The 24,918-nt window shown below is 73.4% G+C and carries 29 protein-coding genes; 14 read left to right on the top strand and 15 right to left on the bottom strand.

Annotated features, from left to right (window positions below):
- Positions 1–14: 14 nt before the first annotated feature.
- Together ACFQPP_RS01905 and ACFQPP_RS01900 are read right to left on the bottom strand one after the other, a co-directional pair.
- Positions 15–350: a hypothetical protein gene (locus tag ACFQPP_RS01905; protein ID WP_376914819.1), complete on the bottom strand. Its 336-nt coding sequence runs from the start codon at positions 348–350 to the stop codon at positions 15–17.
- The gene (locus ACFQPP_RS01900) at positions 347–499 is read right to left on the bottom strand and encodes a hypothetical protein (RefSeq protein WP_376914818.1); all 153 of its coding nucleotides are present in this window, start codon (positions 497–499) and stop codon (positions 347–349) included. Before ACFQPP_RS01900 ends, ACFQPP_RS01905 begins: the two co-directional genes overlap by 4 nt.
- A 173-nt stretch (positions 500–672) precedes the next feature.
- On the opposite strand from ACFQPP_RS01900, the gene ACFQPP_RS01895 reads away from it, so the two are divergent.
- From ACFQPP_RS01895 to ACFQPP_RS01880, 4 genes are all read left to right on the top strand, one after another.
- Complete coding sequence (locus tag ACFQPP_RS01895; protein ID WP_376914817.1) at positions 673–1,968, top strand: alpha-amylase family glycosyl hydrolase; 1,296 nt, start codon at positions 673–675, stop codon at positions 1,966–1,968.
- A gap of 161 nt (positions 1,969–2,129) precedes the next feature.
- Positions 2,130–2,687, top strand: a complete 558-nt coding sequence (locus tag ACFQPP_RS01890; RefSeq protein WP_376914816.1) for a MarR family winged helix-turn-helix transcriptional regulator — start codon at positions 2,130–2,132, stop codon at positions 2,685–2,687.
- Positions 2,688–2,770: 83 nt separating this feature from the next.
- Positions 2,771–3,193, top strand: a complete 423-nt coding sequence (locus ACFQPP_RS01885; RefSeq protein WP_376914815.1) for an organic hydroperoxide resistance protein — start codon at positions 2,771–2,773, stop codon at positions 3,191–3,193.
- A 56-nt stretch (positions 3,194–3,249) separates the two neighbouring features.
- The gene (locus ACFQPP_RS01880) at positions 3,250–4,227 is read left to right on the top strand and encodes a zinc-binding dehydrogenase (protein WP_376914814.1); all 978 of its coding nucleotides are present in this window, start codon (positions 3,250–3,252) and stop codon (positions 4,225–4,227) included.
- 83 nt (positions 4,228–4,310) lie between these two features.
- Here ACFQPP_RS01880 and ACFQPP_RS01875 read toward each other — a convergent pair whose 3' ends face one another.
- Positions 4,311–4,778, bottom strand: coding sequence for an SRPBCC domain-containing protein (locus tag ACFQPP_RS01875; RefSeq protein WP_376914813.1), 468 nt, complete (start codon positions 4,776–4,778; stop codon positions 4,311–4,313).
- 39 nt (positions 4,779–4,817) lie between these two features.
- Positions 4,818–5,186 carry an ArsR/SmtB family transcription factor gene (locus tag ACFQPP_RS01870; protein WP_376914812.1) on the bottom strand — a complete coding sequence of 123 codons (369 nt, stop codon included), beginning with the start codon at positions 5,184–5,186 and terminating at the stop codon, positions 4,818–4,820.
- Between the two features lie 120 nt (positions 5,187–5,306).
- Here ACFQPP_RS01870 and ACFQPP_RS01865 point away from each other — a divergent pair, with 120 nt between their 5' ends.
- From ACFQPP_RS01865 to ACFQPP_RS01855, 3 genes are all read left to right on the top strand, one after another.
- Positions 5,307–6,326: a LacI family DNA-binding transcriptional regulator gene (locus tag ACFQPP_RS01865; RefSeq protein WP_376914811.1), complete on the top strand. Its 1,020-nt coding sequence runs from the start codon at positions 5,307–5,309 to the stop codon at positions 6,324–6,326.
- Between the two features lie 82 nt (positions 6,327–6,408).
- Positions 6,409–9,390 (top strand): GH92 family glycosyl hydrolase, encoded by a 2,982-nt coding sequence (locus ACFQPP_RS01860; protein WP_376914810.1) that lies wholly within the window; start codon positions 6,409–6,411, stop codon positions 9,388–9,390.
- Between the two features lie 130 nt (positions 9,391–9,520).
- Positions 9,521–10,573 (top strand): aromatic acid exporter family protein, encoded by a 1,053-nt coding sequence (locus ACFQPP_RS01855; protein ID WP_376914809.1) that lies wholly within the window; start codon positions 9,521–9,523, stop codon positions 10,571–10,573.
- 9 nt (positions 10,574–10,582) lie between these two features.
- On the opposite strand, the gene ACFQPP_RS01850 is transcribed toward ACFQPP_RS01855, so the two are convergent.
- Together ACFQPP_RS01850 and ACFQPP_RS01845 are read right to left on the bottom strand one after the other, a co-directional pair.
- Positions 10,583–10,783: a hypothetical protein gene (locus ACFQPP_RS01850; protein ID WP_376914808.1), complete on the bottom strand. Its 201-nt coding sequence runs from the start codon at positions 10,781–10,783 to the stop codon at positions 10,583–10,585.
- A gap of 132 nt (positions 10,784–10,915) precedes the next feature.
- Entirely contained in the window at positions 10,916–11,122 is a 207-nt protein-coding gene (locus ACFQPP_RS01845; protein WP_376914807.1) for a hypothetical protein, read from the bottom strand.
- A gap of 147 nt (positions 11,123–11,269) precedes the next feature.
- Here ACFQPP_RS01845 and ACFQPP_RS01840 point away from each other — a divergent pair, with 147 nt between their 5' ends.
- The gene (locus ACFQPP_RS01840) at positions 11,270–11,659 is read left to right on the top strand and encodes a VOC family protein (protein WP_376914806.1); all 390 of its coding nucleotides are present in this window, start codon (positions 11,270–11,272) and stop codon (positions 11,657–11,659) included.
- Between the two features lie 3 nt (positions 11,660–11,662).
- On the opposite strand, the gene ACFQPP_RS01835 is transcribed toward ACFQPP_RS01840, so the two are convergent.
- On the bottom strand, positions 11,663–11,989 hold the full coding sequence (locus tag ACFQPP_RS01835; protein WP_376914805.1) for a GNAT family N-acetyltransferase: 327 nt from the start codon (positions 11,987–11,989) through the stop codon (positions 11,663–11,665).
- Between the two features lie 58 nt (positions 11,990–12,047).
- On the opposite strand from ACFQPP_RS01835, the gene ACFQPP_RS01830 reads away from it, so the two are divergent.
- The 4 genes from ACFQPP_RS01830 (at position 12,048) to ACFQPP_RS01815 (ending at position 16,047) form a co-directional block, all read left to right on the top strand.
- A complete protein-coding gene (locus ACFQPP_RS01830; RefSeq protein ID WP_376914804.1) occupies positions 12,048–12,566 on the top strand; it encodes a DinB family protein in 519 nt (172 codons plus the stop codon).
- Positions 12,567–12,815: 249 nt separating this feature from the next.
- On the top strand, positions 12,816–15,365 hold the full coding sequence (locus tag ACFQPP_RS01825; RefSeq protein WP_376914802.1) for an ATP-dependent Clp protease ATP-binding subunit: 2,550 nt from the start codon (positions 12,816–12,818) through the stop codon (positions 15,363–15,365).
- On the top strand, positions 15,362–15,637 hold the full coding sequence (locus ACFQPP_RS01820) for a glutaredoxin family protein (RefSeq protein WP_376914801.1): 276 nt from the start codon (positions 15,362–15,364) through the stop codon (positions 15,635–15,637). Before ACFQPP_RS01825 ends, ACFQPP_RS01820 begins: the two co-directional genes overlap by 4 nt.
- Positions 15,638–15,669: 32 nt before the next feature.
- Positions 15,670–16,047, top strand: coding sequence for a hypothetical protein (locus tag ACFQPP_RS01815; RefSeq protein ID WP_376914800.1), 378 nt, complete (start codon positions 15,670–15,672; stop codon positions 16,045–16,047).
- Positions 16,048–16,066: 19 nt separating this feature from the next.
- Here the strand turns inward: ACFQPP_RS01815 and ACFQPP_RS01810 are convergent, their stop codons facing one another.
- The 8 genes from ACFQPP_RS01810 to paaA form a co-directional block, all read right to left on the bottom strand.
- Positions 16,067–16,837: an enoyl-CoA hydratase/isomerase family protein gene (locus tag ACFQPP_RS01810; RefSeq protein ID WP_376914798.1), complete on the bottom strand. Its 771-nt coding sequence runs from the start codon at positions 16,835–16,837 to the stop codon at positions 16,067–16,069.
- A gap of 63 nt (positions 16,838–16,900) precedes the next feature.
- Positions 16,901–17,680, bottom strand: a complete 780-nt coding sequence (locus ACFQPP_RS01805; protein WP_376914797.1) for a DUF805 domain-containing protein — start codon at positions 17,678–17,680, stop codon at positions 16,901–16,903.
- A gap of 89 nt (positions 17,681–17,769) precedes the next feature.
- Complete coding sequence (locus ACFQPP_RS01800; RefSeq protein WP_376914796.1) at positions 17,770–18,486, bottom strand: DUF805 domain-containing protein; 717 nt, start codon at positions 18,484–18,486, stop codon at positions 17,770–17,772.
- A 131-nt stretch (positions 18,487–18,617) separates the two neighbouring features.
- Entirely contained in the window at positions 18,618–19,736 is a 1,119-nt protein-coding gene (paaE, locus tag ACFQPP_RS01795) for a 1,2-phenylacetyl-CoA epoxidase subunit PaaE (RefSeq protein ID WP_376914795.1), read from the bottom strand.
- Between the two features lie 2 nt (positions 19,737–19,738).
- Positions 19,739–20,272, bottom strand: coding sequence for a 1,2-phenylacetyl-CoA epoxidase subunit PaaD (paaD, locus tag ACFQPP_RS01790; protein WP_376914794.1), 534 nt, complete (start codon positions 20,270–20,272; stop codon positions 19,739–19,741).
- On the bottom strand, positions 20,266–21,117 hold the full coding sequence (gene paaC, locus ACFQPP_RS01785; protein ID WP_376914793.1) for a 1,2-phenylacetyl-CoA epoxidase subunit PaaC: 852 nt from the start codon (positions 21,115–21,117) through the stop codon (positions 20,266–20,268). The genes paaD and paaC overlap by 7 nt, the downstream gene beginning before the upstream one ends.
- A complete protein-coding gene (paaB, locus tag ACFQPP_RS01780; protein WP_376914792.1) occupies positions 21,114–21,419 on the bottom strand; it encodes a 1,2-phenylacetyl-CoA epoxidase subunit PaaB in 306 nt (101 codons plus the stop codon). The genes paaC and paaB overlap by 4 nt, the downstream gene beginning before the upstream one ends.
- A complete protein-coding gene (gene paaA, locus ACFQPP_RS01775) occupies positions 21,419–22,414 on the bottom strand; it encodes a 1,2-phenylacetyl-CoA epoxidase subunit PaaA (RefSeq protein WP_376914790.1) in 996 nt (331 codons plus the stop codon). The genes paaB and paaA overlap by 1 nt, the downstream gene beginning before the upstream one ends.
- Before the next feature lie 134 nt (positions 22,415–22,548).
- Here paaA and ACFQPP_RS01770 point away from each other — a divergent pair, with 134 nt between their 5' ends.
- Positions 22,549–23,187, top strand: coding sequence for a hotdog fold thioesterase (locus ACFQPP_RS01770; protein ID WP_376914788.1), 639 nt, complete (start codon positions 22,549–22,551; stop codon positions 23,185–23,187).
- Between the two features lie 113 nt (positions 23,188–23,300).
- Positions 23,301–24,725 carry a phenylacetate--CoA ligase PaaK gene (paaK, locus tag ACFQPP_RS01765; protein WP_376914786.1) on the top strand — a complete coding sequence of 475 codons (1,425 nt, stop codon included), beginning with the start codon at positions 23,301–23,303 and terminating at the stop codon, positions 24,723–24,725.
- Positions 24,726–24,918: the final 193 nt, after the last annotated feature.

The raw sequence follows: 24,918 nt of genomic DNA, 5'->3' as shown, positions 1-24,918 counted from the left end.
GCCACCGACACCGATCAGGGATCGAGCCGCTCGTGCGTCTCCCGATCCCGCCGCGGGGCGGCGGCGGCATCCCGCGCGCGACGCCGCAGCGCGAGGCCGCGCATCGCGACGCCGATGCCCACGGGGATCGCGACGAGCAGCACCGCCGTCGTCGCCGGCAGCGCGACGCCCGTGGCAGCCATGGTCGACAGCACCAGCACGGCGACCGCGACGAGCGCGCCGCCGCCGAGGATCCACCAGCGCGGCGCCACCTGCCGCTCACGCGGTGCCCGCACGGGGCGCTGCCCCTCGCCGGGCAGGCGGCCGCGGCCGACGGCGTCGCCGCCGGCCGCGTCGACCGGGTCGCTCACCGCTCGGGCGACTCGGGTGCACCGCCGGACGTCGGGTCCTCGTGCGCGGGCTCGTCGCCCGATCCTGCGCCCGTGGGCAGATCGTCCACGCGCTCCTGCTCCTCGTCGCTCGGGCTCGTCGAGCTGCCCTGCTGCTGGTCGTCGCTCATGCGCGTGCTCCTCTCGCATCCGTCGGCGACGCTCGCCGACGCATCCAGGCTCCGCCGAGTCGATGCGGCTCGCCAGAGGGTTGCGCCGTCTCGACGCGTCGTCGGGTGCGCGGGGTCGCGCAAGCCACCCGTCCCGATTCGCTGCGTCGCTCGCGCGCCGCGAGACTGCATGCATGACGGACGAGCGGGCATGGGCGCAGTCGGCGATGTGGTGGCACGTGTACCCCCTCGGGTTCACGGGCGCGCCGATCCGCGAGCGGGAGGCCGAGCATCCGCCGCATCGGCTCGCCCGCATCGAGGGCTGGCTCGACCACGTCGTCGAGCTGGGGCTCAACGGCATCGCGCTCGGGCCGATCTTCGCGAGCAGCACGCACGGCTACGACACGACGGACCTCCTCGCGCTCGACCCGCGCCTCGGCGACGACGACGACCTCGACCGCCTCGTCGCCGCGGCGCACGAGCGCGGCGTCCGCGTGCTGCTCGACGGCGTCTTCAACCACGTCGGCCGCGAGCATCCCGCGTTCCAGGCGGCGCTCGCCGGCGGCGAGGAGGCGGCGCTCTTCCGGCTCGACGGCGGCGAGGCGCAGGTGTTCGAGGGGCACGACGCGCTCGTCGCGCTCGACCACGACAGCGAGGCGACCGTCGACCTCGTCGTCGAGGTCATGGACCACTGGCTGCGCCGCGGCATCGACGGCTGGCGTCTCGACGCCGCCTACAGCGTGCCGAGCGCCTTCTGGGCCCGCGTGCTGCCCGCCGTGCGCGAGCGCCACCCGCACGCCTGGTTCGTCGGCGAGGTCATCCACGGCGACTACGCCGAGATCGTGCGCGAGTCGACGATGGATGCCGTGACGCAGTACGAGCTGTGGCAGGGCATCTGGCACGGCATCGCCGACGGCAACCTCTTCGAGCTCGAGCACGCCATCGGCAGGCACGACGAGCTGCTCGCGACGTTCGTGCCGTACACGTTCGTCGGCAACCACGACGTCACGCGCATCGCATCGGCCATCGGCGTCGACCTCGTGCCGCACGCGCTCGCGGTGCTGTGCACCGTCGCGGGCACCCCGGCGATCTACGCGGGCGACGAGCTCGCGATGCTCGGCGTCAAGGAGGAGCGCGTCGGCGGCGACGACGCCGTGCGGCCCGAGATGCCGGCGACCACGCCCGCTGCCGCCTCGCTCGAGCCGGAGGCCGAGCGCATCCTGCGCATCACGCAGCAGCTCGTGGCGATCCGTCGGCGCCACCCGTGGCTCACGCGCGCGCACACCGACGTGGTCGTGGTGGCGCACGCATCCATCGTGCTGCGCACCGCGACGGCCGACGCGAGCATCGTCACGGCGCTCGCGATCGGCGACGAGGGCGTGCGGCTGCCCGCCGCGGATGCGGTCGAGGTGCTGGCGGGGGAGGGCGCGCGACTCGAGGGCGACGAGGTCGTGCTCGAGCCGCGCGGCTGGGCGGTGCTGGCCGGCTGAGCGCCGCTCGCCGAGCCCGGCTGGCGGAGCGCGGGCCGCGCACCGGATGAGCGTGAGCGGGCCGCCGAGGGTGCATTCCACTCGACCGCGCGCCCACGCTCATCTCGTGCCGCGCGGCACATTAGGTTGTGCACAACCGAAATCCGTGCGAGGCTCGAGCCATGGCCGTGACCGACGAGATGCTGTGCTTCGCGCTCTACGCCGCGCACCGCGCGACGTCGCAGACCTACCGCACGCTGCTCGCGCCGTGGGACCTCACCTACCCGCAGTACCTCGTGCTCGCGACGCTGTGGGTCGAGGGGCCGCAGACGGTGCGCGACCTCGGCGACCGAATGCAGCTCGACTCGGGCACGTTGTCGCCCCTGCTGCGGCGCATGGAGGAGCGCGGGCTCGTGCTGCGCGAGCGCAGCGGCTCCGACGCGCGCGTCGTCGAGGTGACGCTCGCCGACCGCGGCCTCGCGCTGCGCGCCGAGCTCGCGCACATCCCCGCCGCCATCGCCGCCGCGATGGGCGTCGTCGGCGACCGCGACGACGAGCGCCTGCTGCAGCGCCTGCACGCGATCGAGGCGTCGATGCATGCCGCGGGTGCGAGCGCCGCCGGCGCCACCGCCGCGGGTGCGACGGCCGCGACCGCCGTGGGTGCGACCGCCGCCGCGACGCACGCATCCGACGCCGCAGCAGATCCCGCCGGCACCGCGGCGGACGCCCGCACCCCGTAGACCCCGTGCGCCGACCCGGCGCCGACCGATGACGTCGCACCGCGACACGACACGACACGACACGACACGACAGGAGGAGCACCATGGACGCGCTCTACACCGCTGAGGCCCTCGCCACCGGCGCCGGACGCGACGGCCACGTCGCCACCGACGACGGCCGCCTCGACCTCGACCTCGCCATCCCGAAGGAGATGGGCGGCCCGGGTGGCGCGACGAACCCCGAGCAGCTGTTCGCCGCCGGGTACGCCGCGTGCTTCCACTCCGCGCTGCAGGCCGTCGCACGCTCGCAGAAGGTGCGGCTCGGCGACTCGACCGTCGGCGCGCGCGTGCAGATCGGCTCGAACGACACGGGCGGCTTCCAGCTGGCCGTGCAGCTCGAGGTCGTCATCCCCGAGCTCGAGCACGAGCAGGCGCAGCAGATCGCCGACGCCGCGCACCAGGTGTGCCCGTACTCGAACGCGACGCGCGGCAACATCGACGTCTCGGTCACCGTCTCCGACGACTGAGCCCCGCGCCGCGACCCGGCGCCGCATCCCGCACATCCCCCACGAGAGGAGCCACCATGCGTGCGATCGTGCACGAGCAGTTCGGCGAGCCCGCCGACGTCCTGAGCGTCGCCGAGCGACCCACCCCCGAGCCCGGACCCGGGCAGGTGCGCCTGCGCATCCTGATGTCGCCCATCCACAACCACGACCTGTGGACGGTGCGCGGCACCTACGGCTTCGTGCCCGACCTGCCTGCGGGCAGCGGCACGGAGGCCGTGGGCGTCGTGGATGCGCTGGGCGAGGGCGTCGAGGGGCTCTCGGTGGGCGACCGCGTCGTCACGGGCGGCACTTTCGGCGCCTGGGCCGAGCACGTCGTCGCCGACGCCGCCGGGCTCGTGCCGGCCCCGGAGGGCCTGCCGGACGAGGCGGCGGCGCAGCTCGTCGCGATGCCGTTCAGCGCGATCTCGCTGCTGCACTCGCTCGACCTGGAGCCCGGCGCGTGGATCGTGCAGAACGCCGCGAACGGCGCCGTGGGCCGCATGGTCGCGCAGCTCGCCGTGGCGCGCGGCATCCGCGTGCTGGGGCTCGTGCGCCGCGCGGAGGGCGTCGAGGAGCTGCGCGAGGCGGGCATCGGCGACGTGGTGGCGACGGATGCCGACGACTGGCGCGAGCGCGTCGACGAGATCACGGGCGGCGCCCCGATCGTCGCGGGCGTCGACTCGGTGGGCGGCGCCTCGGCGCAGGACGTGCTGTCGGTGCTCGCCGAGGGCGGAGAGCTCGTGGTGTTCGGCGCGATGGCCTCGCCGGTGCTCGAGCTGCGCTCGGGCGACCTCATCTTCAAGCAGGCGACGGTGCGCGGGTTCTGGGGCTCGGTCGTGAGCCGCACGATGGATGCGCCCACCCGCGGCGCGCTGTTCGGCGAGCTCGCGGAGCGCCTGGCCTCGGGTGCGCTGACGCTGCCGGTGTCGAGCATCCACGACCTCGAGGACGTGCGTGCCGCCGTGGAGGCCAGCCTCACGCCCGGCCGGGTCGGCAAGGTGCTGCTGCGCCCGTAGCCACCCGCACGAGATGAGCGTGGGCGGGCCGCCGAGTGGAATGCACCCTCGGCGGCTCGCTCAGGCTCATCTCGTGAGGCTCGTCAGACCTCGCCGTCGGCGATGAGCGCGTCGAGCCTCGCGTAGCCCTCGTTCACGCCGACCTCCATGCCGCTCGCGAGCCAGGCGTCGCGCCCCTCGAACGAGTCGACGAGCGACGTCGCGTGCAGGCGCGTGCGGCCGTCGCCGAGATCCTCGAACGTGAGGGTCTCGAGCGCGACGCCCGGGGCGCCGAGGTACTCGAACGTCTGCACGATGCCCGCCTCGGAGACGTCGTGGAACGAGCCGCGGAACACGAACTCCTGACCCTCGTGGATGTGTGTCATCGCCCATGCGCCACCGGGCGTCGCATCCCAGCGGTCGATGCGCGCCTGCGTGCCGTCGGGCCCGTTCCAGCGCACGTAGAGGTCGGGGTCGGTGTGCGCGCGCAGCAGCTGCGCGGGCGTCGCGTGGAAGTCCCGCGTCGTGCGGATGAGCGGCACGGTGGGGTCGGCGGTGATGGTGGCGTCCATGGTGGGTCTCCTGATCGATGCGGGCGGCCGGCGGTCGGCTCAGGCCCGGGGTTCGGTGGTGTCGTCGGATGCGGTGGCTGCGGCGTCGGCTGCGCGCAGCTCGTCGAGCACGGCGTCGAGGCGCTGGAAGCGCTCCTCGGCCTGCCGTCGGCGGTCCTCGATCCATGACGTCATGGAGCCGAGGCGATGCACCTCGAGGTGCACGAGCCTGCGGGTGCCCGCGCGACCCTTGGTCACGAGGCCGGCGGCCTCGAGCACCGAGAGGTGCTTGGAGATCGCCTGGAGGCTCACGTCGAAGGGTGCGGCGAGCTCGCCGACGGTCGCGTCGCCGAGCGTCAGGCGTGCCACGAGGGCGCGCCTGGTCGCGTCGGCGAGGGCTGCGAACGCCTTGTCGAGCTGCTCGTCCATCTCCGTCCCCTTCTCAACTGATCGGTTGAGAAGAGTATGGCACGCCTCGCGAGCTTCGTCAACCGATCGGTTGAGGATGCGGTCGGGTCGACGCCCGTGCGCCGCTGCTACGGTGGCGCGATGCAGCCCACGACGCAGGCGGATGCCGCGTCGCCGGGCAGGCGCCCCACGGTGAAGGACGTCGCGCGCGTCGCAGGCGTCGGCGTCGGCACGGTCTCGCGGGTGCTGAACGACGAGGGCAAGGTGAGCCCCGACAGCCGCGCGCGGGTGCTCGCCGCGATCGACGAGCTCGAGTACGTGCGCGACACCGCGGCGCGCGCGCTCCGACGAGGCGCGTCGGCGTCGGTCGGCCTGCTCGTGGAGGATGTCGCGGATCCGTTCTACTCGCAGGTGCATCGCTCGGTCGAGGCGACGCTCGAGCGCCACGGGCTCACGCTGCTCGCGGCGTCGTCCGGAGGGTCGGCGTCGCAGGTGCGCACCCTGATCGACGGCCTCGCCGCGCGCCGGGTCGAGGGGCTCGTCGTCACGATGCCGATCGACGCCGACGAGTCGCGCCTCGCCTCGCTGCAGCGGGCCGGGGTGCACGTCGTCTTCGTCGACCGCCCGGCGCTCGCGTTCGAGGCCGACAGCGTGCGCACCGACGGTCGCCGGGGCGCCGCCATGGCGATCGACCACCTGCTGGCGCGCGGGCATCGGCGCATCGTGGCGCTGCTCGACGATGCGCGCAACCACAGCTCCGGCGAGCGGATGCTGGGCGTGCGCGACGCGGTCGCGGCGGCCGGGCTGGGCGAGGATGCCGTGGTCGTGTCGCAGGAGGCGCCGCACCCGGATGCGATCGCGGATCGCCTGGCGCGCGCCGGCGCCGAGGCCGACGCGCCCACCGCGGTCTTCTGCGGCAACAACCGCACGTCGGTGGCGACGCTGCGCGCGCTGCGTGCGCTGGGGCTCGCGTGGGAGGTCGTGGGCTTCGACGACCTCGAGCTCGCCGATCTGCTCGATCCGCCGCTGACGGTCGTGGCGCAGGATCCGCTCGCGATCGGCGCGACGGCGGCGAGGATGCTCGTCGATCGCCTCGACGGATGCGCCGGGCCCGCGAGGTCGGTGCTGCTCGAGCCCGTGCTCGTCGACCGCAGCGGCTGAGTTGACGTCCCCCGGTCGATCCTTCTAGCCTGGTTCGCGGTGGAATCGATTCCACCCGCGCGCACGAGTCGAGGAGGACCCGATGCCCCCATCCACGCCCACCACACGCGGCCCGGCGCGCCGCGTCGTCGGCGCCGCGCTCGCCGCGATCCTGGGCATCGGCGCCCTGCCCGCGGCCCTGCCCGCAGCATCCGCCGAGGCCGCGGACGTCGACCGCGCCGCGCTCGTGAACCCCTTCGTGGGCACCGAGAGCGAGGGCAACGCCTACCCGGGTGCCACGATGCCGTTCGGCATGGTGCAGCCGAGCCCCGACAACACGAACAGCTACGCCTCCACCTCGTACTCGTACGACGACCGACGGGTGTGGGGCTTCAGCCAGCGCCACGTGAACAGCGCCGGCTGCCCCGCCGCAGGCGAGCTGCTCGTCACGCCCACGACCACCGAGGTGCCGCGCACCGACCGCGAGTTCCTGACGATCGCCGGCGACGAGGTCGCCGAGGCCGGCTACTACGCCGTCGCGCTCGAGAACGCCGTGACGGCCGAGCTCACCGCCACCGAGCGCACCGCCGTGCACCGCTACACCTTCCCTGCCACCGAGTCCGCGAACGTCTCGTTCAACCTCGGGCAGACGCTGCGCGACGCAGGCGCCAGCTCGGCGACGTGGGTCGACGACCGCACGCTCGAGGGCTGGATCGACAACGGCGGGTTCTGCGGCGGCACCGACGAGCAGCGCTACTTCTTCAGCCTCACCCTCGACCGCGCACCCGACGAGCGCGGCACGTGGGGCGCGGATGCGGCCTACGTCGCGGGCAGCACGGCCAGCGAGAGCGCGGGCGGCAGCAACGGCGCCGTCGCCGTCTTCGACACCACGCAGGATCAGACCGTCGAGGTGAGCATCGGCGTCTCGTTCGTCGACGTCGACGGCGCGCGCGCCAACCGCGTCGCCGAGCTCGAGGGCGGCCTCGACTTCGACGCCGTGCGCGGGCAGGCGAACGACGCATGGAACGCGATGCTCGGTCGCATCGACATCACGGCATCCGACGAGCTGCAGCGCATCTTCGCCACGCAGCTCTACAAGGCGCTCCTGTCGCCGACGATCGGCAGCGACGTCGACGGCCGCTACCGCGGCATGGACGGCGCGGTGCACGTCGCCGACGGCTGGACGTACCACCAGACCTTCTCGCTCTGGGACACCTACCGCACGCAGGCGACGCTGCACGGCATCATCGCGCCCGAGATCGCGCGGGACATCGTGCGATCGATGCACCAGCACCGCATCGAGGGCGGCTGGCTGCCTCGCTGGTCGCTCGGCGGCGTCGAGACGAACATCATGGCCGGGGACCCCGTGTCGGCATGGCTCGCCGAGAACTTCGCGCTCGGCACCGTGCCGGACGACATCCACGACGAGCTGTGGGGCTACCTCATCGAGAACGCGACGACCGCGCCCCCGGAGGGCGTGGCATCCGTCGGCCGGCAGAGCGCCGAGTTCTACATCGAGAACGGCCACATCCCGTACTACCCCGAGGACGAGCCGGGCCTCGGCCAGCAGTTCGAGGAGTACCGCCACGGCGGGTCGTCGACGATGGAGTTCGCCGTCTCCGACGCCGCGATCGGCGCAGCCGCGCAGCGGATGGGCGACGACGAGACCGCCGCGACCTTCCTCGAGCGCGGCCAGAGCTGGCAGCGCCTGTGGAACCCCGACGTCGAGCTCTCCGGAGGCTTCCAGGGCATGGTGAACGCCGTGACGCCCGAGGGGGAGTTCGTGACGACGCCCGAGATCGCGCCCGTGCAGCAGACCGGCTTCCACGAGGGCGTGCCGTGGCAGTACCAGTGGATGGCGAACCAGGACTTCGCCGGGCTGCAGGAGGTCATGGGCGGCACCGACGGCTTCCTCGACCGCCTCGACGCCTACTTCGACATGGAGGCGCTGCAGGCGGCTCCCGGCGAGCGGCCCGAGTCGTGGGATCCGGGCGGCAGCAGCTACTACACGAGCATCGGCTACAACCCCGGCAACGAGCCCACCATCATGAACGCCTGGCTCTACGCCTCGGCCGGCGAGCCCGCGCACGTCAACGACGTGCTCGCGGCGAACCTCAACCTCTTCCCGAACACCCCGGGCGGCGGCGTCGGCAACGACGACCTCGGCACGCTCGGCGCCTGGTACGTCATGGCCTCGATCGGCATCCAGCCGGTCGTGCCCGGCTCGGGCATGCTGGCGCTCAACGCGCCGCGCGTGCAGCAGGCCGTCGTGACGCTGGGCGAGTCGGGCGAGACCGTCACGATCGCCGCGCCCGGTGCGACCGAGGCGACCCCCAGCTACGTCGCCGGGGTGTCGGTCGCGGGCGAGGAGCGCACCGAGACGTGGATCGACGTCGAGCAGCTGCGCGCGGGGGGCGAGATCGCCTTCTCGCTCACGCAGGACGCCGCCTCGACGACCTGGGGCACGGCTCGCGCCGACTGGCTGCCCAGCGTGGCCGACCCGCTGCGCGCCACCGCCGACGTCGCGGTGCTGGATGCGGAGGTGACGGAGGACGTGGCGACGACGATCGAGGTCGCCGCGGTGACGCTCGCCGACGCATCCACGAGCGAGGGGCAGGCGGCCGCGGTGGCGACGACCGTCGACGACGTCGAGCTCGCAGCGACGCTCGAGCTCGACGGCTCGCAGGTGCCGGTGACGGCCACGCGCGACGGCGACCGCTGGCTGCTGGCCTCCACGGTCACGCTGCCGGACGTGGGCACGGTCGAGGGCACCCTCACGGTGTCGTCGGCCACCGAGACGCCGCGCTTCGCGCCCGACGCGCTCGAGCCCGTCACGGTGCCGATCACGGTGACGGTGCTCGCCGCGGCGGCCTCGCCGGCGCCGTCGTCGCCGTCCACCCCGCCCGAGTCGGGCGAGCCCGGCGCGTCGACGCCGCCCGCCGCGGGCGGCGGCGACGGCTCGCTGCCGGTCACGGGCGCGGCGATCGCGCCGTGGCTCGTGCTCGCCGCGGCGCTCGCGATCCTCGCGGGCGGCCTCGTCGCGACGCGCAGGCGTCGCGAGCGGCTCGCCGCCGACGCCGACTGATCGCACGGGGAGGGGCGCGGGGGGGGAGACCTCCGCGCCCCTCCCGCATGCGCGCTCGCGCCGCGCAAGGTCGTGCGGGCTCGCCGACGCGATGTGGCAGCGTTGGCGCAGGCGGATGGGGGAGGTGCGCATGGCACGCTGGCGACTGCAGAGCACCACGGCATGGGTGCACCGCATCCGTGCCACCGGGCGCCTGCCGTTCCTGCAGGTCGTGAAGATCAGCGTCGCCGCGATCGCCGCGTGGTTCGCCGCCGATGCGCTCATCGCCGAGGAGCCGCCGATCTTCGCCGTGATCGCCGCGCTCATCGTGGTGCAGCCGAGCGTCAACCAGTCGCTCGGGCGGGCGCTCGAGCGCTCGATCGGCGTCATCGTGGGCGTCGCGCTCGCGACGGGCATCTCGCTGCTGCTCGGCTCGGCCGCGTGGATCATCCTCGCCGCCGTCGTCGTGTCGGTGCTCCTCGCGTGGGCGTTGCGGCTGTCGCAGCAGACGTCGAACCAGATCCCCATCAGCGCCATGCTCGTGCTCGCGCTCGGCGCAGCCTCGCCGATCTACGCGATCGACCGCATCGCCGAGACGGTGCTCGGCGCCGCCATCGCGTTCGTCGTGAACCTGCTCATCGTGCCTCCCGTGCTGCTCGGTCCCGCACGACGCGAGATGCAGGAGCTCGCCGAGGAGATCGCGCGCAGCCTCGAGCGCCTCGCGGTCGCCGCATCCGAGCCCGTGGGCCGCGGCACCCTCGAGGGCAACCTCGTGGAGGTGCGGCTGCTGCGCCCCATGCTCGCGCGGGCGCAGGTCGCGGTCGCCACGGCGGAGGACTCGCTGGCGCTCAACTGGCGCGGCGGCAGGCACCGCGGCGAGCTCGCCGGCTACGAGGAGGGGCTCGCGACCCTCGGCGTGCTCGTGACGCGCGTCGCCGGCATGACGCGCGCCATGCGCGACCACTACGACGACTCGCTGCATCGCGAGCCCGTCATGGGGCAGATCGCCTCCGAGCTGCGGCGTGCGGCGCACGACCTGCGCATCCGCTACGTGCTCGCGCTGCCGGGGGACGCGGCCTCCGACACGGGTCCGCTGCTGACGGCGCCGCTCGTCGTCGTCTCGCCGCATCCCGAGCACTGGGTCGTCGTCGGGTCGATGCTCGAGGATCTGCGCCGCGTCCACGAGGAGCTCACGGCGGAGTGAGGCCGCCCGTCACGGATCGGCGGGCTCGGCGTCGTCGGGGGCGTCCGGAGCGTCGGAGGGGTGGGTGGCGCCGGAGGCGGCGGCCGCGGCTGCGGCCGCATGCTCGTCGAGGCGCCGTGCGAGGGCCTCGAGCGCATCCCAGATGCGTGCGAGGTCGCCGGTGTCGTGGATGCCGCCTGCGTCGGCCGGGTCTGCGTGCTCGGGGGTCATGCCGTGGTGCCGGCTGCGCGATCGCCGCCGGCGCGTCCTCCTTCGACGTCGTCGCTGTCTAGGGAGACGTCACGGGGAGGGCGTTCGTCACGCACCGATCCGCCCGGGCGTGTCGCGCGCTGCCCTGCGGCCTCAGCGCGCCAGCACGCGGCGCCGGGTGGCGCCGTACGACATCGCCCGACGCGATGCGCGGCGGCGTTCGACGCGCGTGCCTCGACGCTCGATCGCGGCGACCCCGATGCACAGCAGCGCCAGCATGCCCAGCAGCATGAGGGCGATGCCCGCGTAGACGACGACCCCCAGGTTCAGCAGGTCCTGTGCTCGCTCGACGATGTCCATGGCAGCTCCTTCGGCTCGCTCTCGAGCCTCGCGCCCGAGGGGGCCGCGCCGCGTCGTCCGCCAGGGTCGAGCCCGTCATCCTCGGGGATGATCCGCGCGGGCACCACGGTGCTGCGCCGCGGCAGCGTCGGCGACTACCGTCGTCGCATGGAGCAGCGCATCAGCCTCATCACGCTCGGCGTGCACGACCTCCCGCGGGAGCGGGCCTTCTACGAGGCGATGGGCTGGGCGGATGCGCAGCAGCCCGACGACGAGGTGTGCTTCTTCCAGGCGGGCGACATGGTCTTCGCGCTGTGGACGGGCGTCGCCGGCCATGGTGCGCCGGGCGTGGAGATCGCGCACAACGTGCGTGCGCCGGAGCAGGTCGCCGAGGTGCTCGCCGAGGCGGAGGCGGCGGGCGGCTCGGTCGTGCGGCCGGCGGCGCTCGCCGAATGGGGTGGCACGTCCGGCGCCTTCGCAGACCCGGAGGGCTACGTGTGGGAGGTCGCCCACAACCCCGACTGGCCCATCGCGGCCGACGGGGCGATCACGATCTGAGCGTCAGCGCTGCGTGCGCGCCTGGATGGCGGCGAGCGCGTCCTGCGTCACGGTGACGACGACGTCATCCCACCGCTGGTCGCCGGCGACGACCTTCGCGACGAACGGGCACACCGGCATGACGTGCAGGCCCTCGTCGCGCGTCGCATCGAGGGCGGCGACGACGAGCTCGCGACCGAGCCCCTGCCCGGCGTGGGCGTCGTCGACCGTCGTGTGGAAGAAGACGCGCGAGCCGGCCACCTCCACGTAGTGGGCTCGCCCGGCGACGACGCCGGCGTCGTCGACGATCTCGAAGCGGTCCTCGGAGGCTGCCTTGCGCACGGTGCTCATGCCTCGACACTGCCACCGACGTGCGCGTGGCGCACGTTCGGGCTGCGAGGATCGGGGCATGCCGATCGAGCCGGACACGAAGGACTGGACCTGGGTGCTCGAGCGCCCGTGCACGGAGTGCGGGTTCTCGCCCGAGGTGCCCGACGCCGAGCTGCCCGTCCGCATCCGTGCCGCGGTGGTGACGATCCATCGCGCGCTGCACGACGCCGACGTCCGCGAGCGACCCGATGACGCGACGTGGTCGAAGCTCGAGTACGCGGCGCACGTGCGCGACGTGTGCCGCATCATGCGCGAGCGGCTCGTGTCGATGCTCGAGCACGACGACCCCGAGTTCGCAAACTGGGATCAGGATGCGACGGCCGTCGACGATGCGTACGCCGAGCAGCGCCCGCCTCGCGTCGCCATCGAGCTCGACGTCGCGGCCGCCGACCTCGCCGACGCCTTCGCGGCCGTGCCCGCCGAGGCGTGGGAGCGCACGGGCCGCCGGTCGAACGGGTCGCGCTTCACGGTGCGCACGCTCGGCGCGTACGCGCTGCACGACATCGAGCACCACGCCTGGGACGTGACGAAGGGCTGACGCGGACGGGCCGACGGCGCGCGCCGCTGCGCCCCGCTGCGCCCCGCTGCGCGCCGCCGCGCGCCGGCCCGCGGCGTCACGCGGTTCCGCGCCCGCCTGCGAGACGCAACGCCCCACCCCGATGGCGGGTGCTCGCCGTGGGCGAACGCGCATCCGGAATGCCGCGCGCCCTCCATGCGTCTTCTTGAGCGTAGGTCGCTCACATCCCTAGACTTGAGCGCACCAGACTCACGTTTCTTTGGAGGCAGGATGCCCGCGTTCACCGGTCCCAGCGGATCGTTCGACGACTTCCTCGCGCGACTCCGACAGGCGCAGGGCGCCGGTCGCCAGGTCGACGTCTCGAGGCTGCTCACCCGTCGCGCAGCGACGATCCTCGCCCGCGCCGTCGAGCGCGCCCGCGAGCACGGCCACCAGGACGTCGACGCCCTGCACCTGCTGCAGGCCACCGTCGCGCACCCGCAGGTCGCCGAGGTCATCCGTGCCGCAGGCGCCGACACCGACGCCATCGCATCCGCCGCCGAGGAGCGGCTGCCCGCCGAGGCCGAGACCACCGACGCACCCCAGGTGCTCACGGCCAGCGCGCAGCGCGTGCTGCGCGACGCCTACCAGGTCGCGCGCGCCAACGGCGCGAGCTACATCGACCCCGAGCACCTGCTCTTCGCGCTGCTGCTCGCGCAGGACACCGTCGCCGGTCGCATCCTCGACGCCAACGGCGTGAGCCAGGAGTCGCTCGGTCGCGCCATGGCGGAGGCGCAGCGCGCCCACGAGGAGGGCGCCCAGCAGCAGCCGACGACGCGCGACGGCGGAGCCGTCGACCCCGAGTCGACGACGCCCACGCTCGACAGGTTCGGCATCGACCTCACCGCTCGAGCGGAGCGCGGCGAGATCGACCCGGTGATCGGTCGCGCCGACGAGATCGCGCAGACCGTCGAGATCCTCGCGCGCCGCACGAAGAACAACCCCGTGCTCATCGGCGAGGCCGGCGTCGGCAAGACCGCGATCGTCGAGGGCCTCGCCCAGGCGATCGTCGCAGGCGACGTGCCCCCGCAGCTCGAGGGCAAGCGCGTCATCGCGCTCGACATGACGGCGATGGTCGCCGGCACCCGCTACCGCGGCGACTTCGAGGAGCGCATCGGCACGGCGATGGACGAGATCGCGGCCAACGCCGACGGCCTCGTCGTCTTCATCGACGAGCTGCACACGATCCTCGGCGCCGGTGGCGGCGAGGGCGGCATGGATGCGGCGAACATCCTGAAGCCGCGGCTCGCGCGCGGCGACCTGCACATGATCGGTGCGACGACGCTCGCCGAGTACCGCCGCATCGAGAAGGATGCGGCGCTCACCCGCCGCTTCCAGCCCGTGCACGTCGCCGAGCCCTCGGTCGACGACGCGGTCGCGATCCTGCAGGGCATCCGCTCGGCCTACGAGGAGCACCACGCCGTGCGCTACACCGACGACGCGATCCGCGCCGCCGTCGAGCTGTCGCACCGCTACGTCACCGACCGCTTCCTGCCGGACAAGGCCATCGACCTCGTCGACCAGGCGGGTGCTCGGCTGCGGCTGCGGCTCGGCCGCACCGTCGACGTCGAGGCGCTGCAGGCCGAGCTCGCGACCCTCGAGGCCGACAAGAACCGCGCGATCGAGCGCGAGGACTACGAGGAGGCGTCGCGCGTGCGCGACCGCATCCTCGAGGTGCAGCGCACGCTCGACGGCGACGCGCCCGTCGTCCCCGCCGACGACGCCATCGTCGACGCCGAGCACATCGCCGAGGTCGTCAGCCGCGCCACGGGCATCCCGGCCGCGTCGCTCGGCGACGACGACCGCCAGCGTCTCGCGCGCCTCGGCGACGAGCTGCACGAGCGCGTCGTCGGGCAGGACGACGCGGTGGAGGCTGTGGCGCGCGCCATCCGTCGCTCGCGCTCGGGCCTCGGCGACGAGTCGCGACCCATCGGCTCGTTCCTGTTCCTCGGCCCCACGGGCGTCGGCAAGACCGAGCTCGCGAAGACCCTCGCGGCGTCGCTCTTCGGCGACGAGTCGGCGATGGTGCGCTTCGACATGTCGGAGTTCGGCGAGCGCCACACGGTCTCGCGGCTCATCGGCGCCCCTCCCGGCTACGTCGGCTACGACGAGGCGGGCCAGCTCACCGAGCGCATCCGCCGCCGCCCGTACTCGGTGGTGCTGCTCGACGAGATCGAGAAGGCGCACCCCGACGTGCTGACGCTGCTGCTGCAGGTGCTCGAGGACGGCCGCCTCACCGACGGCCAGGGCCGCACCGTCGACTTCCGCAACGCCGTCGTCATCATGACGTCGAACGTGGGCTCCGAGACGCTCGCGAGCAGGTCGGGCGCCATGGGCTTCGTCGCCCACGGCGGGTCGGGCTTCTCGGAGACCGAGCTGCGCGCCCGCGTCATGGGGCGCCTGCGCGAGGCGATGCGACCCGAGCTCATCAACCGCATCGACGAGATCGTGCTCTTCCGCACCCTCGAGCGCGAGCAGCTGCAGGACATCGTGCGGCTGCTGCTCGCGCAGACGTCGGCGCGGCTCGCCCGGCAGGGCATCCGCATCGACGTCGACGACGCCGCGGTGGCATGGCTCGCCGAGCACGGCTTCGAGCCCGAGTACGGCGCGCGCCCGCTGCGCCGACTCATCCAGCGCGAGATCGACGACCGCGTCGCCGACCTGCTCGTCGGCGGATCCGTCGGCGAGGGCGGCGCCGTGGCCATCGCGGTCGAGGCGGATGCGCTGGCCGCGACCGTCGCCGAGCGCGGCGGCGTCGCGGATGCGAGGATCGCAGCATGACCGACGCAGCCACCGCCGAGACCACCGCAGGCATCACGATGTTCGGCGCCGAGTGGTGCCGCGACTGCCGTCGCACGAAGGCGCAGCTCGATGGGCTCGGCGTGCCCTATCGGTACGTCGACCTCGAGGCCGAGCCGGACGCCGTGGAGGTCGCGCGCGACATCTCGGGCCGCACGCAGATCCCCGTCGTGGTCTACCCGGATGCGTCGCACCACGTCGAGCCGTCGAACGCCGACGTCGAGGCGAGGCTCCGCGAGCTCGGCATGCTCTGACCCCGTCCAGGCGCGCGTGCGACGCTGGTCGCATGCGCACGAACCGACGAGCGGCAGCCCTGTGGCTGCCGCTCGTCGCGTCTGCGGTGACGTTCGCGGGCGTCGTCGGCGGATGCGCGAGCGGCGGCGGCGGCGGCGACCTGCTGGGTGGTGGCGGCGGCGGCGAGGGCGCGACCTCGTGGCCGGCATCGGTGCCGCGGCCCGACCTCCCGCTCGTCGAGGAGACCGACCTCATCGTCGCCTACACCGCCACGTACGACCTCGCCGGTGGCTCGGTCGACGCCTATGCGACCGAGCTCGAGGATGCGGGCTTCGCACCGCAGGGGCAGCGCACGTGGGCCGATGGCGAGCACGTCGTGCTCGTCGAGACCGAGCTCGGCAGCATGATCGTGACGATCACCGAGGCCTGAGCGCGCGTCGCGCCGCGCGTCAGCGCCCTTGGAAGGCGGGGGTGCGCTTCTGCTGGAAGGCGGCGAAGCCCTCGCGGTAGTCCTCGGAGCGGGCGAGCCGAGCCTGCGCCCGCGTCTCGTGCGCCATCGAGCGCCACAGCCCCAGGCGCTGGTCGCGCAGCTCGCGCACGAGCTCCTTCGACGCGCGGAACGCGAGCGTCGCGCCCTGCGCCGCGTGGGCGGCGGCCGCTCGGGTGGCGGCGAGCACCTCGTCGTCGGGCAGCGCCTGCGAGAAGAGCCCGGCGGCGACCGCCTCCGCCCCCGTCATGAGCCGGCCGGAGTAGACGAGGTCGAGCGTGCGATGCGTGCCGAGCCGCTCGACGAAGAGCGAGTGCCCACCGGAGTCGAGGGTGGCGCCGAGGTTCGCGAAGGGGCTGCCGATCTTCGCCGACTCGGCGACGTAGACGACGTCGGTCGCGACGAGCAGGCCCAGCCCCACGCCGAGGCACGCGCCGTGCGCTGCGGCGAACGTGGGGGCGGGGAAGGCGCTCAGGTGCTCGAGCAGCGGCTGCACGCGGTGGCCGAGGAAGCCCTCGACGTCGTCGGTGGCGGGGTCGACCGCCGAGATGTCGCGGCCGGCGCAGAACGCGGGGCCCTCGCCGCGCAGCACGAGCGCGCGCACACCCGCCGCCTCGGCGTCGGCGACCGCCATCGCGAGATCCTGCAGCGCGGCCTCGTCGAGCGCGTTGCGGCGCTCGGGGGCGTCGAGCGTGATCTCGGCGACGTCGTGCTCGATGGTGAGGTCGATCATGCTGCTCCTTCGCGAGTGGCTGTGCCCATCCTCTCGCGGGCGAGGGGCGGATGCGAGGCGTGCTCAGGGCTGCCGCTGGTCGCCCGCGTCGTGCTGGCGGCCGTCGTGCTGCTGCGCGGTCGGCGCCTGCCCGGAGGTGGCCTGTCCGTACGGGTCGGTGCCGGCACCGGGGTGCCCGTACGGGTCGGCGCCGTATCCGGCCTGCCCGTATCCGGCCTGCCCGTGCGGGTCGGTGCCGTATCCGGTGTGCCCGTATCCGGCCTGCGCGTATCCGGCCTGCGCAGAGCCGCCGTATCCGTACCCGTATCCGGTGCCGGGCTGCCCCGGGGCGATCGCCTGCCCCGGCTGCGGCGCGTACCCGTACGCCTGGTGCTGCCATGCCCCGGCGGCCCAGGCCGGGTCGGGCTTCGTGGGCAGGATCGTGAGCACGAGCACGGCGTAGGAGCCGAGCGGCACGAGGGCGAGCAGGATGAGCCACGGCGAGAAGCCGGCATCGCGCAGGCGCCTGGCGCCCGACGAGTAGGTGGGCAGCAGCACGGGCGCCATGAGCAGGAAGAGCACGCCGTAGAACGCGAGCACGGCGAGTGGCGTGAGGCCGCGGCTGCCGTATCCCGACGACGAGGACGGCACCGTCGCGAACACGACGCCGACCAGGAGCACGACCGCACCCATCGAGACCACGAGCACGTACAGCTGCACCGCGAGCTGCGCCCACCAGTACTCGCTGCGGCTGGCGCGGCCCGTGAACACGACGTAGCCGCGCAGGAAGCGCCGCACGGCTCCGCCGAAGCCGATGCCGTAGACGGGCGTGCCGATGGGGACGTCGTCGAGCGATGCAGTCACGCCGACATCCTGCACGGCTCGCCTGCGTGCGCACTGGATCCGCACGCGACGACGGCCCGGATGCCGAGGCATCCGGGCCGTCGATGGGCCTACTGCTGACCGTAGGTGGGAGGCTGCTGGCCGTACGGGGGCTGCTGCTGGCCGGGCTGCTGGCCGTAGGGCTGCTGCTGCGCCGACGACGGCGGCACCGGCGGGTACGACTGCTGCTGCGGCTGGCCGTAGCCCTGGGGCTGGCCGTAGCCCTGCTGCGGCTGCCCGTAGCCCTGCTGGGGCTGGCCGTAGCCGCCCTGCTGACCGTACGCGGCGGGCTGCTGCGAGCCGCCCTGGCCGTAGCCGCCGCCGAAGCCCGACTCGTCCTTCGTGGGCAGCGCGCACATGATGAGCCAGACGATGCCGAGGCCGACGATGCTCAGCAGGAGGAACAGGGGCGTGAAGCCGGCGTCGCGCAGGCGCCGCGCACCTGCCGCGAGCGTCGCGATGCCGAGGGGGATGCAGACGATCAGGGTCAGGATGCCGAGGATCGTCGTGACGATCGGCACCGGCGGCGCCGAGACGGGGGCGTACGGGTCGTACGAGGCCGTGTACGACGACACGAGGGCTGCGGTCTCGATGCCCGAGACGATGCCCACGACGAGGCCGAGGACGACGGCGACGATCGCGACGGCGAGGTAGCCCCACCAGAACTCGCCGCGCGACGCGCGTCCCGAGAAGGTGAAGATGCCCTTGAAGAAGCGCTTGACGGCCGGCATGAAGCCGATGCCGTAGACGGGGGTGCCGACCGGCACGTCGGCGTTCACTGTGCTCATGTCGCCGATCCTGCCGTGGATTCGCTGGACGTCCGCTGCAACTCGGGAGCCGGGTGCGGCGAGGCCGGTGGTCGAAGACGCGGAGGCCGACTCCAGCGCCGAGAAGCCGGTCGCCGTCTGCGTGCCCCGCCTCAGCCGTCGTAGTCGACGACGACGCGGTCGCCCGTCGGATGCGACTGGCACGTGAGCACGTAGCCGCGCTCGAGCTCGTCGGGCTCGAGCGCGTAGTTCTCGGTCATCGAGACGCTGCCCTCGACGACGCGCGCCCTGCACGTGCCGCACACCCCGCCCGCGCACGCGAACGGCACGTCCTGTCGCACGCGCAGCGCGGCGTTCAGCAGCGACTCGTTGGCCGCCACCGGGCTCTCGACCGTGGCCGACTGGCCGTCGAGGGTGAAGTCGAGTCGCCACGTGGGCTCGCCCGAGCGCACCTGCACGGGCCGCCCCGCATCGCCCTCGACGCGTTCGGGCCTGCCGGTCGTGAAGAGCTCGAACCGCACGTGCGCGGGGTCGACGCCGCGCGCCTCGAGCACATCGCGACACAGCTGCACGAGCTCGAACGGACCGCACAGGAACCACTCGTCGACCGTCGCCGGCGGGATGAGGGCGTCGAGGATGCGCTCGAGCCGCTCCTCGTCGATCCGTCCGGACAGCAGGGGAGCCGTGCGCTGCTCGCGCGTCAGCACGTGGTGCAGCGCGAGGCGGCCGCGGTAGCGATCCTTGAGGTCTGCGAGCTCCTCGACGAACATCACGTCGAGCTGCGAGCGGTTCGTGTAGAGCAGGGTGAAGCGCGAGTCGTCGGCCTGCGAGAGCACGCGATGCGCGACCGCCATGAGCGGCGTGATGCCCGAGCCGGCGGCGATGCCGACCACGTGGGTGCCCGCGAGCTCGTCGAGGCCGGAGGTGAACGTGCCCTGCGGGCTCATGACGTCGACGACCGTGCCGGCCTCGAGCGCATCGTGCGCCCACGACGAGAAGACGCCGCCGAGGTCGCGCTTGATGGCGACCGAGATGCTGCCCGCGGTCGGCGGGCGGCAGATGGAGTACGAGCGTCGCACCTCGCGGCCGTCGATCGTCGCGCGCAGCGCGACGTGCTGCCCGGGCACGTAGCCGTACTCGCCGTGCAGCGCCTCCGGCACGGCGAACGTCACCTCGACGCTGTCGGCGGTGAGGGGGCGCACGGATGCGACCTCGAGCGGGTGGAACGCGCCGCGACGGGTGCGCGGCGCGCCGACGTTCTGCGCGGCCATCGCTAGAGCACCTTGAAGAAGTCGAACGGCTCGAGGCACGAGCGGCACTCGTAGAGCGCCTTGCACGACGTGGAGCCGAAGCGGGCGAGCTCGCGCGTGTCGAGCGAGTCGCAGCGGGGGCACTTCACGGCCATCGCGATGCGCACCGGGCCGTCGAGATGCGGGGCTCGGCCGTTGGGCGGCGCGATGCCGTACCGGCGCAGCTTCGCGCGGCCGTCGGCGCTCATCCAGTCGGTCGTCCACGCGGGACTCAGCGTGAAGTCGACCACCACGTCGTCGTAGCCCGCGGCGGTGAGCTGCAGCACGACGTCGTCGCGCATCTGGTCGATCGCGGGGCATCCCGAGTACGTCGGCGTGAGCACGACGCGCGCCGCGGATCCGTCGCTCGCGACCGAGCGCAGCACGCCGAGGTCGGCGATCGTCAGCACGGGCACCTCGGGGTCGGTCACCTGGGCGGCGACCTCCCATGCGGCACGCGACGCCGCGTCGCCCGTCGCGTCGGGCGTCGCGGGCCGCGCGGCGAGCGCCGTCACCACGTCGCCCCCGGGTGCGAGCGGGCAAGCACCTGCATCTCGGCGAGCAGGTACCCGAGTCGCGAGGAGTGGCTGCCGCGGCGTCCGCCCGCCATCGACGGCTCCACCTGCGGCATCGCGAGGCCTGCGGCGTCGAGGATCGCCTGGATGCGCTGCAGCACGGGCTCGCGGAGCGTCGACGGGCGCACGGCGATGCCCTCGAGGCGGTCGACGAGCGGCTCGTCGCGGAAGAGCTCGTCGACGAGCGGCCACACGTCGAGGAGCGACTGCTCGATGCGCTGGCGCGACACGTCGGTGCCGCCCGCCAGCCGCAGCATCCACTGCGTCGCGTGGTCGAGGTGGTACGCGACCTCCTTCACCGACTTCGCGGCGATGGCGGCGAGCGCCGGATCGGCGGAGTCGGCGAGGCGCCGGTAGAGCTCGAGCTGGAACGCGGACGCGACGAGCTGGCGTGCGATCGTGTCGCCGAAGTGGCCGTTGGGAGCCTCGAAGAGCCAGGCGCTGCGGAAGTCGGGCTCGTCGCGCCAGTACGCGAGGTCGTCCTCGGTGCGGCCGTCGGCCGTGCCCGCGTAGCGCAGGAAGGAGCGCGCGTGGCCGAGCACGTCGAGGCCGATGTTGCCGAGCGCGACGTCCTCCTCGAGCTCGGGCGCGCGCGAGATCCACCAGCCCAGCTGCTGCGCGAGGATGAGCGCGTCGTCGCCGAGCCACAGCGCGTACTCGGCGGTGTCGGGCGTCGCCACGGTGCCGTCGGCGCCCGCGAGCTCGGCGGCGAGGTCGAGCTCGTCGACCGTGACGTGGCCGTGGGCCTCGTCGCCCTCGACGCCCGTCGAGATGTCGTGCCCGCTCACAGGTGCTTCACGCCCTCGGTCTTCGTGTAGTAGATCGCGTGGCGGTAGTTCTTGCCGGCGGGCGACTCGAACCACTCGCCCTTCTCGTCGGGGTCGCTCGTCGTGATGCCGTCGGCGGGTGCGACCCAGATCGACACGCCCTCGCCGCGACGCGTGTAGAGGTCGCGGGCGTTGCGGATGGCCATGCTCGCGTCGGGTGCGTGCAGGGATCCGACGTGCACGTGGCTGAGCCCGCGGTTGGCGCGCACGAACACCTCCCAGAGGGGCCACGCCTCGGTGCCGACCTCGCCGGGGGTCGCCATCAGGCGGCCACCTGCTCGGTGGCGGCGGCTTGCTTCGCGGCGTACGCGTGCGCAGCCTCGCGCACCCACGCGCCGTCGTCGTGGGCCTGCCGGCGGTGCTGCAGGCGCTGCGCGTTGCAGGGCCCGCGGCCCGCGAGCACCTCGTGGAACTCGGTCCAGTCGATCTCGCTCATGTCGTACGCCTGCGTCTCGTCGTTCCACCGCAGGTTCGGGTCGGGCAGCGTGAGGCCCAGCACCTCGGCCTGCGGCACGAGCATGCCGACGAAGCGCTGCCGCAGCTCGTCGTTCGAGAAGCGCTTGATGTTCCAGGCCATCGACTGCGCCGAGTTCGGCGACGCGTCGTCGGGCGGGCCGAACATCATGAGCGACGGCCAGTACCAGCGGTCGACGGCGTCCTGCGCCATGCGGCGCTGCGCCTCGGTGCCCTGCGCGAGCTCGAGCAGGATCTCGAATCCCTGGCGCTGGTGGAACGACTCCTCCTTGCAGATGCGCACCATCGCGCGGCCGTACGGGCCGTACGAGGCGCGGCACAGCGGCACCTGGTTGGCGATGGCGGCGCCGTCGACGAGCCAGCCGATCGCGCCCATGTCGGCCCACGTCGGCGTGGGGTAGTTGAAGATCGACGAGTAGCGTGCGCGGCCCTCGATGAGCTGCTGGGTCATCTCCTCGCGGGCGACGCCGAGCGTCTGCGCCGCCGAGTAGAGGTAGAGGCCGTGGCCCGCCTCGTCCTGCACCTTGGCCATCAGGATCGACTTGCGCTTCAGGCTCGGGGCGCGCGTGATCCAGTTGGCCTCGGGCTGCATGCCGATGATCTCGGAGTGGGCGTGCTGCGAGATCTGCCGCACGAGCGTCTTGCGGTAGGCGGCCGGCATCCAGTCGCGCGGCTCGATGCGGCCGTCGGCCTCGATGATGCGATCGAACTGCTGCTGGGCCGCCTGCTCGTCGAGCAGGCGGTCGTCGGACTGCGTGCTCGCGGGTGCGAGGGGTGCGGTCATCGTCGACTCCTCCTTCGTCGATCGGGGTGCTCCTGGTCGGCTCGACTGGATTACCGAACGATCGTTCAGTTACTATAGCGGCACGACGCGATCGAGGGCACCCCCCCGGTCGCACCGAGCACGAGGGAGTGCGGATGGGCGACGCGATCACCACCGAGGCCGACGAGCGCGACCGCACGGCGCAGGCGGGGGCGGCGGACGCCGCATCCGGCGCCGACGACGCCTTCGACGGTGCGGCGGCTGCCGCATCCGGCGTCGACGATGCCTTCGACGGTGCGGCGGCTGCCGCATCCGGCGTCGACGACGCCTTCGGCGGTGCGGCCCCCGCGGCGCGCACGGGCCTCGACGGCGATGCCGTGAGCGCCGCCCGCCCCCACACGCGGGCGATGCTGCTGCGCGACGCCGCATCCGCACTGCTCGGGATGCGCGTCGAGCGCGACGAGGACGGCATCGCCGTCACGTCGATGGTCGTGCGGCCCGAGCTCACGAACGGCTTCGCCATCACCCACGGCGGCCTCGTGTTCGCGCTCGCCGACACGGCGTTCGCGATCGCGTGCAACGACGGCGAGGCGATGACGGTGGCGCAGGGCGCCGACGTCACCTTCCTCAAGTCGACGCATCCCGGCCAGACGCTCACCGCCACCGCGGTGCGTCGCACGCAGCAGGGGCGCACTGGCCTCTACGACGTGCAGGTCGCCGACGAGACGGGCGACGTCGTCGCCGAGTTCCGCGGCCGCTCGTTCACCACGACCCGCCCCCTCCCCACCCCCTGACCCCGCGGACTGGGCACCAGATGTCGGCGAGTGGGCAGCAGATGTCGCGATCGCGCCTCCGCGACAGCATCGAGTGCCCAGTCGTCGACGAACTGCAGACGAAGGACACCGAGATGACGCTCACGAACCCCGACGCCGCCGCCCCCGACGCGGCGCCCGTCGCCACCGACCACGTCGTCACCCCGGCGACGCCCGGCGAGATCCTCGCCGCCCGCGCGCGCACGCGCCTCGCCGCGACGCCCGTCGACGAGCGCGACCCCGAGGAGCGCCTCAGCCGCGCCGACCTCGAGGCGCTGCAGCTCGAGCGCCTCCAGCAGACCGTGCACCACGCCTACGCGAACGTGCCGCTGTACACCGCCAAGCTCGACGCCGCGGGCGTCGCACCCGGCGACATCCGCTCGCTCGCCGACGTCGCTCGCCTCCCGTTCACGACGAAGGCCGACCTGCGCGACACCTACCCGTTCGGGATGTTCGCGGTGCCCATGAAGCAGGTGGCCCGCATCCACGCCTCGAGCGGCACGACCGGCAAGCCCACCGTCGTCGGCTACACGTCTGGCGACCTCGACCGCTGGGGCGACCTCGTGGCGCGAAGCCTGCGCGCCGCCGGCATCCGCCGCGGCATGAAGGTGCACAACGCCTACGGGTACGGCCTCTTCACGGGCGGGCTCGGCGCCCACGCGGGCATCGAGCGGCTCGGCGCCACCGTCATCCCCATGTCCGGCGGGCAGACGGCGCGCCAGGCGCAGCTCATCTGCGACTTCGAGCCCGACGCCATCCTCTGCACGCCGTCGTACCTGCTGACGATCGCGGATGCGCTCGAGGCCGCGGGCGTCGACCCGCGCTCGACGAGCCTCAAGGTCGCGGTGCTCGGCGCCGAGCCGTGGACGAACGAGATGCGCCGCGAGCTCGAGGAGCGCCTCGACATCGACGCCGTCGACATCTACGGCTTGTCGGAGGTCATGGGCCCGGGCGTCGGCAGCGAGTGCGTCGAGACGAAGGACGGCCCGCACATCTGGGAGGACCACTTCCTGCCCGAGGTCATCGACGCCGAGACGGGCGCGCAGCTGCCCGACGGCGAGGTGGGCGAGCTCGTCTTCACGTCGCTCACGAAGGAGGCGTTCCCCGTGCTGCGCTACCGCACGCGCGACCTCACGCGCCTGCTGCCGGGCTCGGGCCGCACGGGCATGCGCCGCATCGAGAAGATCACCGGCCGCAACGACGACATGATCATCCTGCGCGGCGTGAACCTCTTCCCGACGCAGATCGAGGAGATCGCGCTCGGCATCGACGACCTCTCGCCGCACTTCGTGCTCGAGCTCACCCGCTCGGGGCGGATGGATGCCCTCACCGTCGGCATCGAGCCCGACCCGGATGCGTCGCCCGCGCAGGCGCAGGCGGCGGCGGATCGGCTGCAGGCGCTCGTGAAGGAGCGCATCGGCACGAGCGTCGCCGTGCGCCTCATGGAGCCCGGGCACCTGCCGCGCAGCGAGGGCAAGCTCAAGCGCGTCTACGACCTGCGCGAGCAGCAGGGGGCGTAGCGCGCGCGTCGCGACCCCGGGGTTCGGGGCGGCGCGCCCGGTCGCTCCGCACAGGTGCGCGCCCAGCGGCGTCATGATCGCCCACGGGCGCCCCGCTGCCGCTGCATGCGCATCGCGGCGCGAGCGAGCACGCGTCGCGAGACCCGCGGCGCAGCGACGGCGGTCATCGCGCAGCACGGATGCCGCCCTCGCG

Source organism: Agrococcus sp. GCM10030265 (assembly GCF_042666675.1).
Lineage (GTDB): Bacteria > Actinomycetota > Actinomycetes > Actinomycetales > Microbacteriaceae > Agrococcus.
Note: the sequence above shows the minus strand (reverse complement) of the source record. Positions and strands in the feature narration are given on the sequence as shown.

Bases quoted from the DNA above. Each gene is read 5' to 3' on its own strand.
- ACFQPP_RS01875 (WP_376914813.1), bottom strand. From the start codon at position 4,778: ATGGACGCCACCATCACCGCCGACCCCACCGTGCCGCTCATCCGCACG.
- ACFQPP_RS01800 (WP_376914796.1), bottom strand. From the start codon at position 18,486: ATGAGCACAGTGAACGCCGACGTGCCGGTCGGCACCCCCGTCTACGGC.
- ACFQPP_RS01820 (WP_376914801.1), top strand. From the start codon at position 15,362: ATGACCGACGCAGCCACCGCCGAGACCACCGCAGGCATCACGATGTTC.
- ACFQPP_RS01835 (WP_376914805.1), bottom strand. From the start codon at position 11,989: ATGAGCACCGTGCGCAAGGCAGCCTCCGAGGACCGCTTCGAGATCGTC.
- ACFQPP_RS01810 (WP_376914798.1), bottom strand. From the start codon at position 16,837: ATGATCGACCTCACCATCGAGCACGACGTCGCCGAGATCACGCTCGAC.
- ACFQPP_RS01895 (WP_376914817.1), top strand. From the start codon at position 673: ATGACGGACGAGCGGGCATGGGCGCAGTCGGCGATGTGGTGGCACGTG.
- ACFQPP_RS01825 (WP_376914802.1), top strand. From the start codon at position 12,816: ATGCCCGCGTTCACCGGTCCCAGCGGATCGTTCGACGACTTCCTCGCG.
- ACFQPP_RS01840 (WP_376914806.1), top strand. From the start codon at position 11,270: ATGGAGCAGCGCATCAGCCTCATCACGCTCGGCGTGCACGACCTCCCG.
- ACFQPP_RS01770 (WP_376914788.1), top strand. From the start codon at position 22,549: ATGGGCGACGCGATCACCACCGAGGCCGACGAGCGCGACCGCACGGCG.
- paaK (WP_376914786.1), top strand. From the start codon at position 23,301: ATGACGCTCACGAACCCCGACGCCGCCGCCCCCGACGCGGCGCCCGTC.
- ACFQPP_RS01860 (WP_376914810.1), top strand. From the start codon at position 6,409: ATGCCCCCATCCACGCCCACCACACGCGGCCCGGCGCGCCGCGTCGTC.
- ACFQPP_RS01845 (WP_376914807.1), bottom strand. From the start codon at position 11,122: ATGGACATCGTCGAGCGAGCACAGGACCTGCTGAACCTGGGGGTCGTC.
- ACFQPP_RS01870 (WP_376914812.1), bottom strand. From the start codon at position 5,186: ATGGACGAGCAGCTCGACAAGGCGTTCGCAGCCCTCGCCGACGCGACC.
- ACFQPP_RS01855 (WP_376914809.1), top strand. From the start codon at position 9,521: ATGGCACGCTGGCGACTGCAGAGCACCACGGCATGGGTGCACCGCATC.
- paaB (WP_376914792.1), bottom strand. From the start codon at position 21,419: ATGGCGACCCCCGGCGAGGTCGGCACCGAGGCGTGGCCCCTCTGGGAG.
- paaA (WP_376914790.1), bottom strand. From the start codon at position 22,414: ATGACCGCACCCCTCGCACCCGCGAGCACGCAGTCCGACGACCGCCTG.
- ACFQPP_RS01850 (WP_376914808.1), bottom strand. From the start codon at position 10,783: ATGACCCCCGAGCACGCAGACCCGGCCGACGCAGGCGGCATCCACGAC.
- ACFQPP_RS01865 (WP_376914811.1), top strand. From the start codon at position 5,307: ATGCAGCCCACGACGCAGGCGGATGCCGCGTCGCCGGGCAGGCGCCCC.
- ACFQPP_RS01815 (WP_376914800.1), top strand. From the start codon at position 15,670: ATGCGCACGAACCGACGAGCGGCAGCCCTGTGGCTGCCGCTCGTCGCG.
- ACFQPP_RS01885 (WP_376914815.1), top strand. From the start codon at position 2,771: ATGGACGCGCTCTACACCGCTGAGGCCCTCGCCACCGGCGCCGGACGC.
- ACFQPP_RS01880 (WP_376914814.1), top strand. From the start codon at position 3,250: ATGCGTGCGATCGTGCACGAGCAGTTCGGCGAGCCCGCCGACGTCCTG.
- ACFQPP_RS01890 (WP_376914816.1), top strand. From the start codon at position 2,130: ATGGCCGTGACCGACGAGATGCTGTGCTTCGCGCTCTACGCCGCGCAC.
- paaE (WP_376914795.1), bottom strand. From the start codon at position 19,736: ATGGCCGCGCAGAACGTCGGCGCGCCGCGCACCCGTCGCGGCGCGTTC.
- ACFQPP_RS01830 (WP_376914804.1), top strand. From the start codon at position 12,048: ATGCCGATCGAGCCGGACACGAAGGACTGGACCTGGGTGCTCGAGCGC.
- ACFQPP_RS01900 (WP_376914818.1), bottom strand. From the start codon at position 499: ATGAGCGACGACCAGCAGCAGGGCAGCTCGACGAGCCCGAGCGACGAG.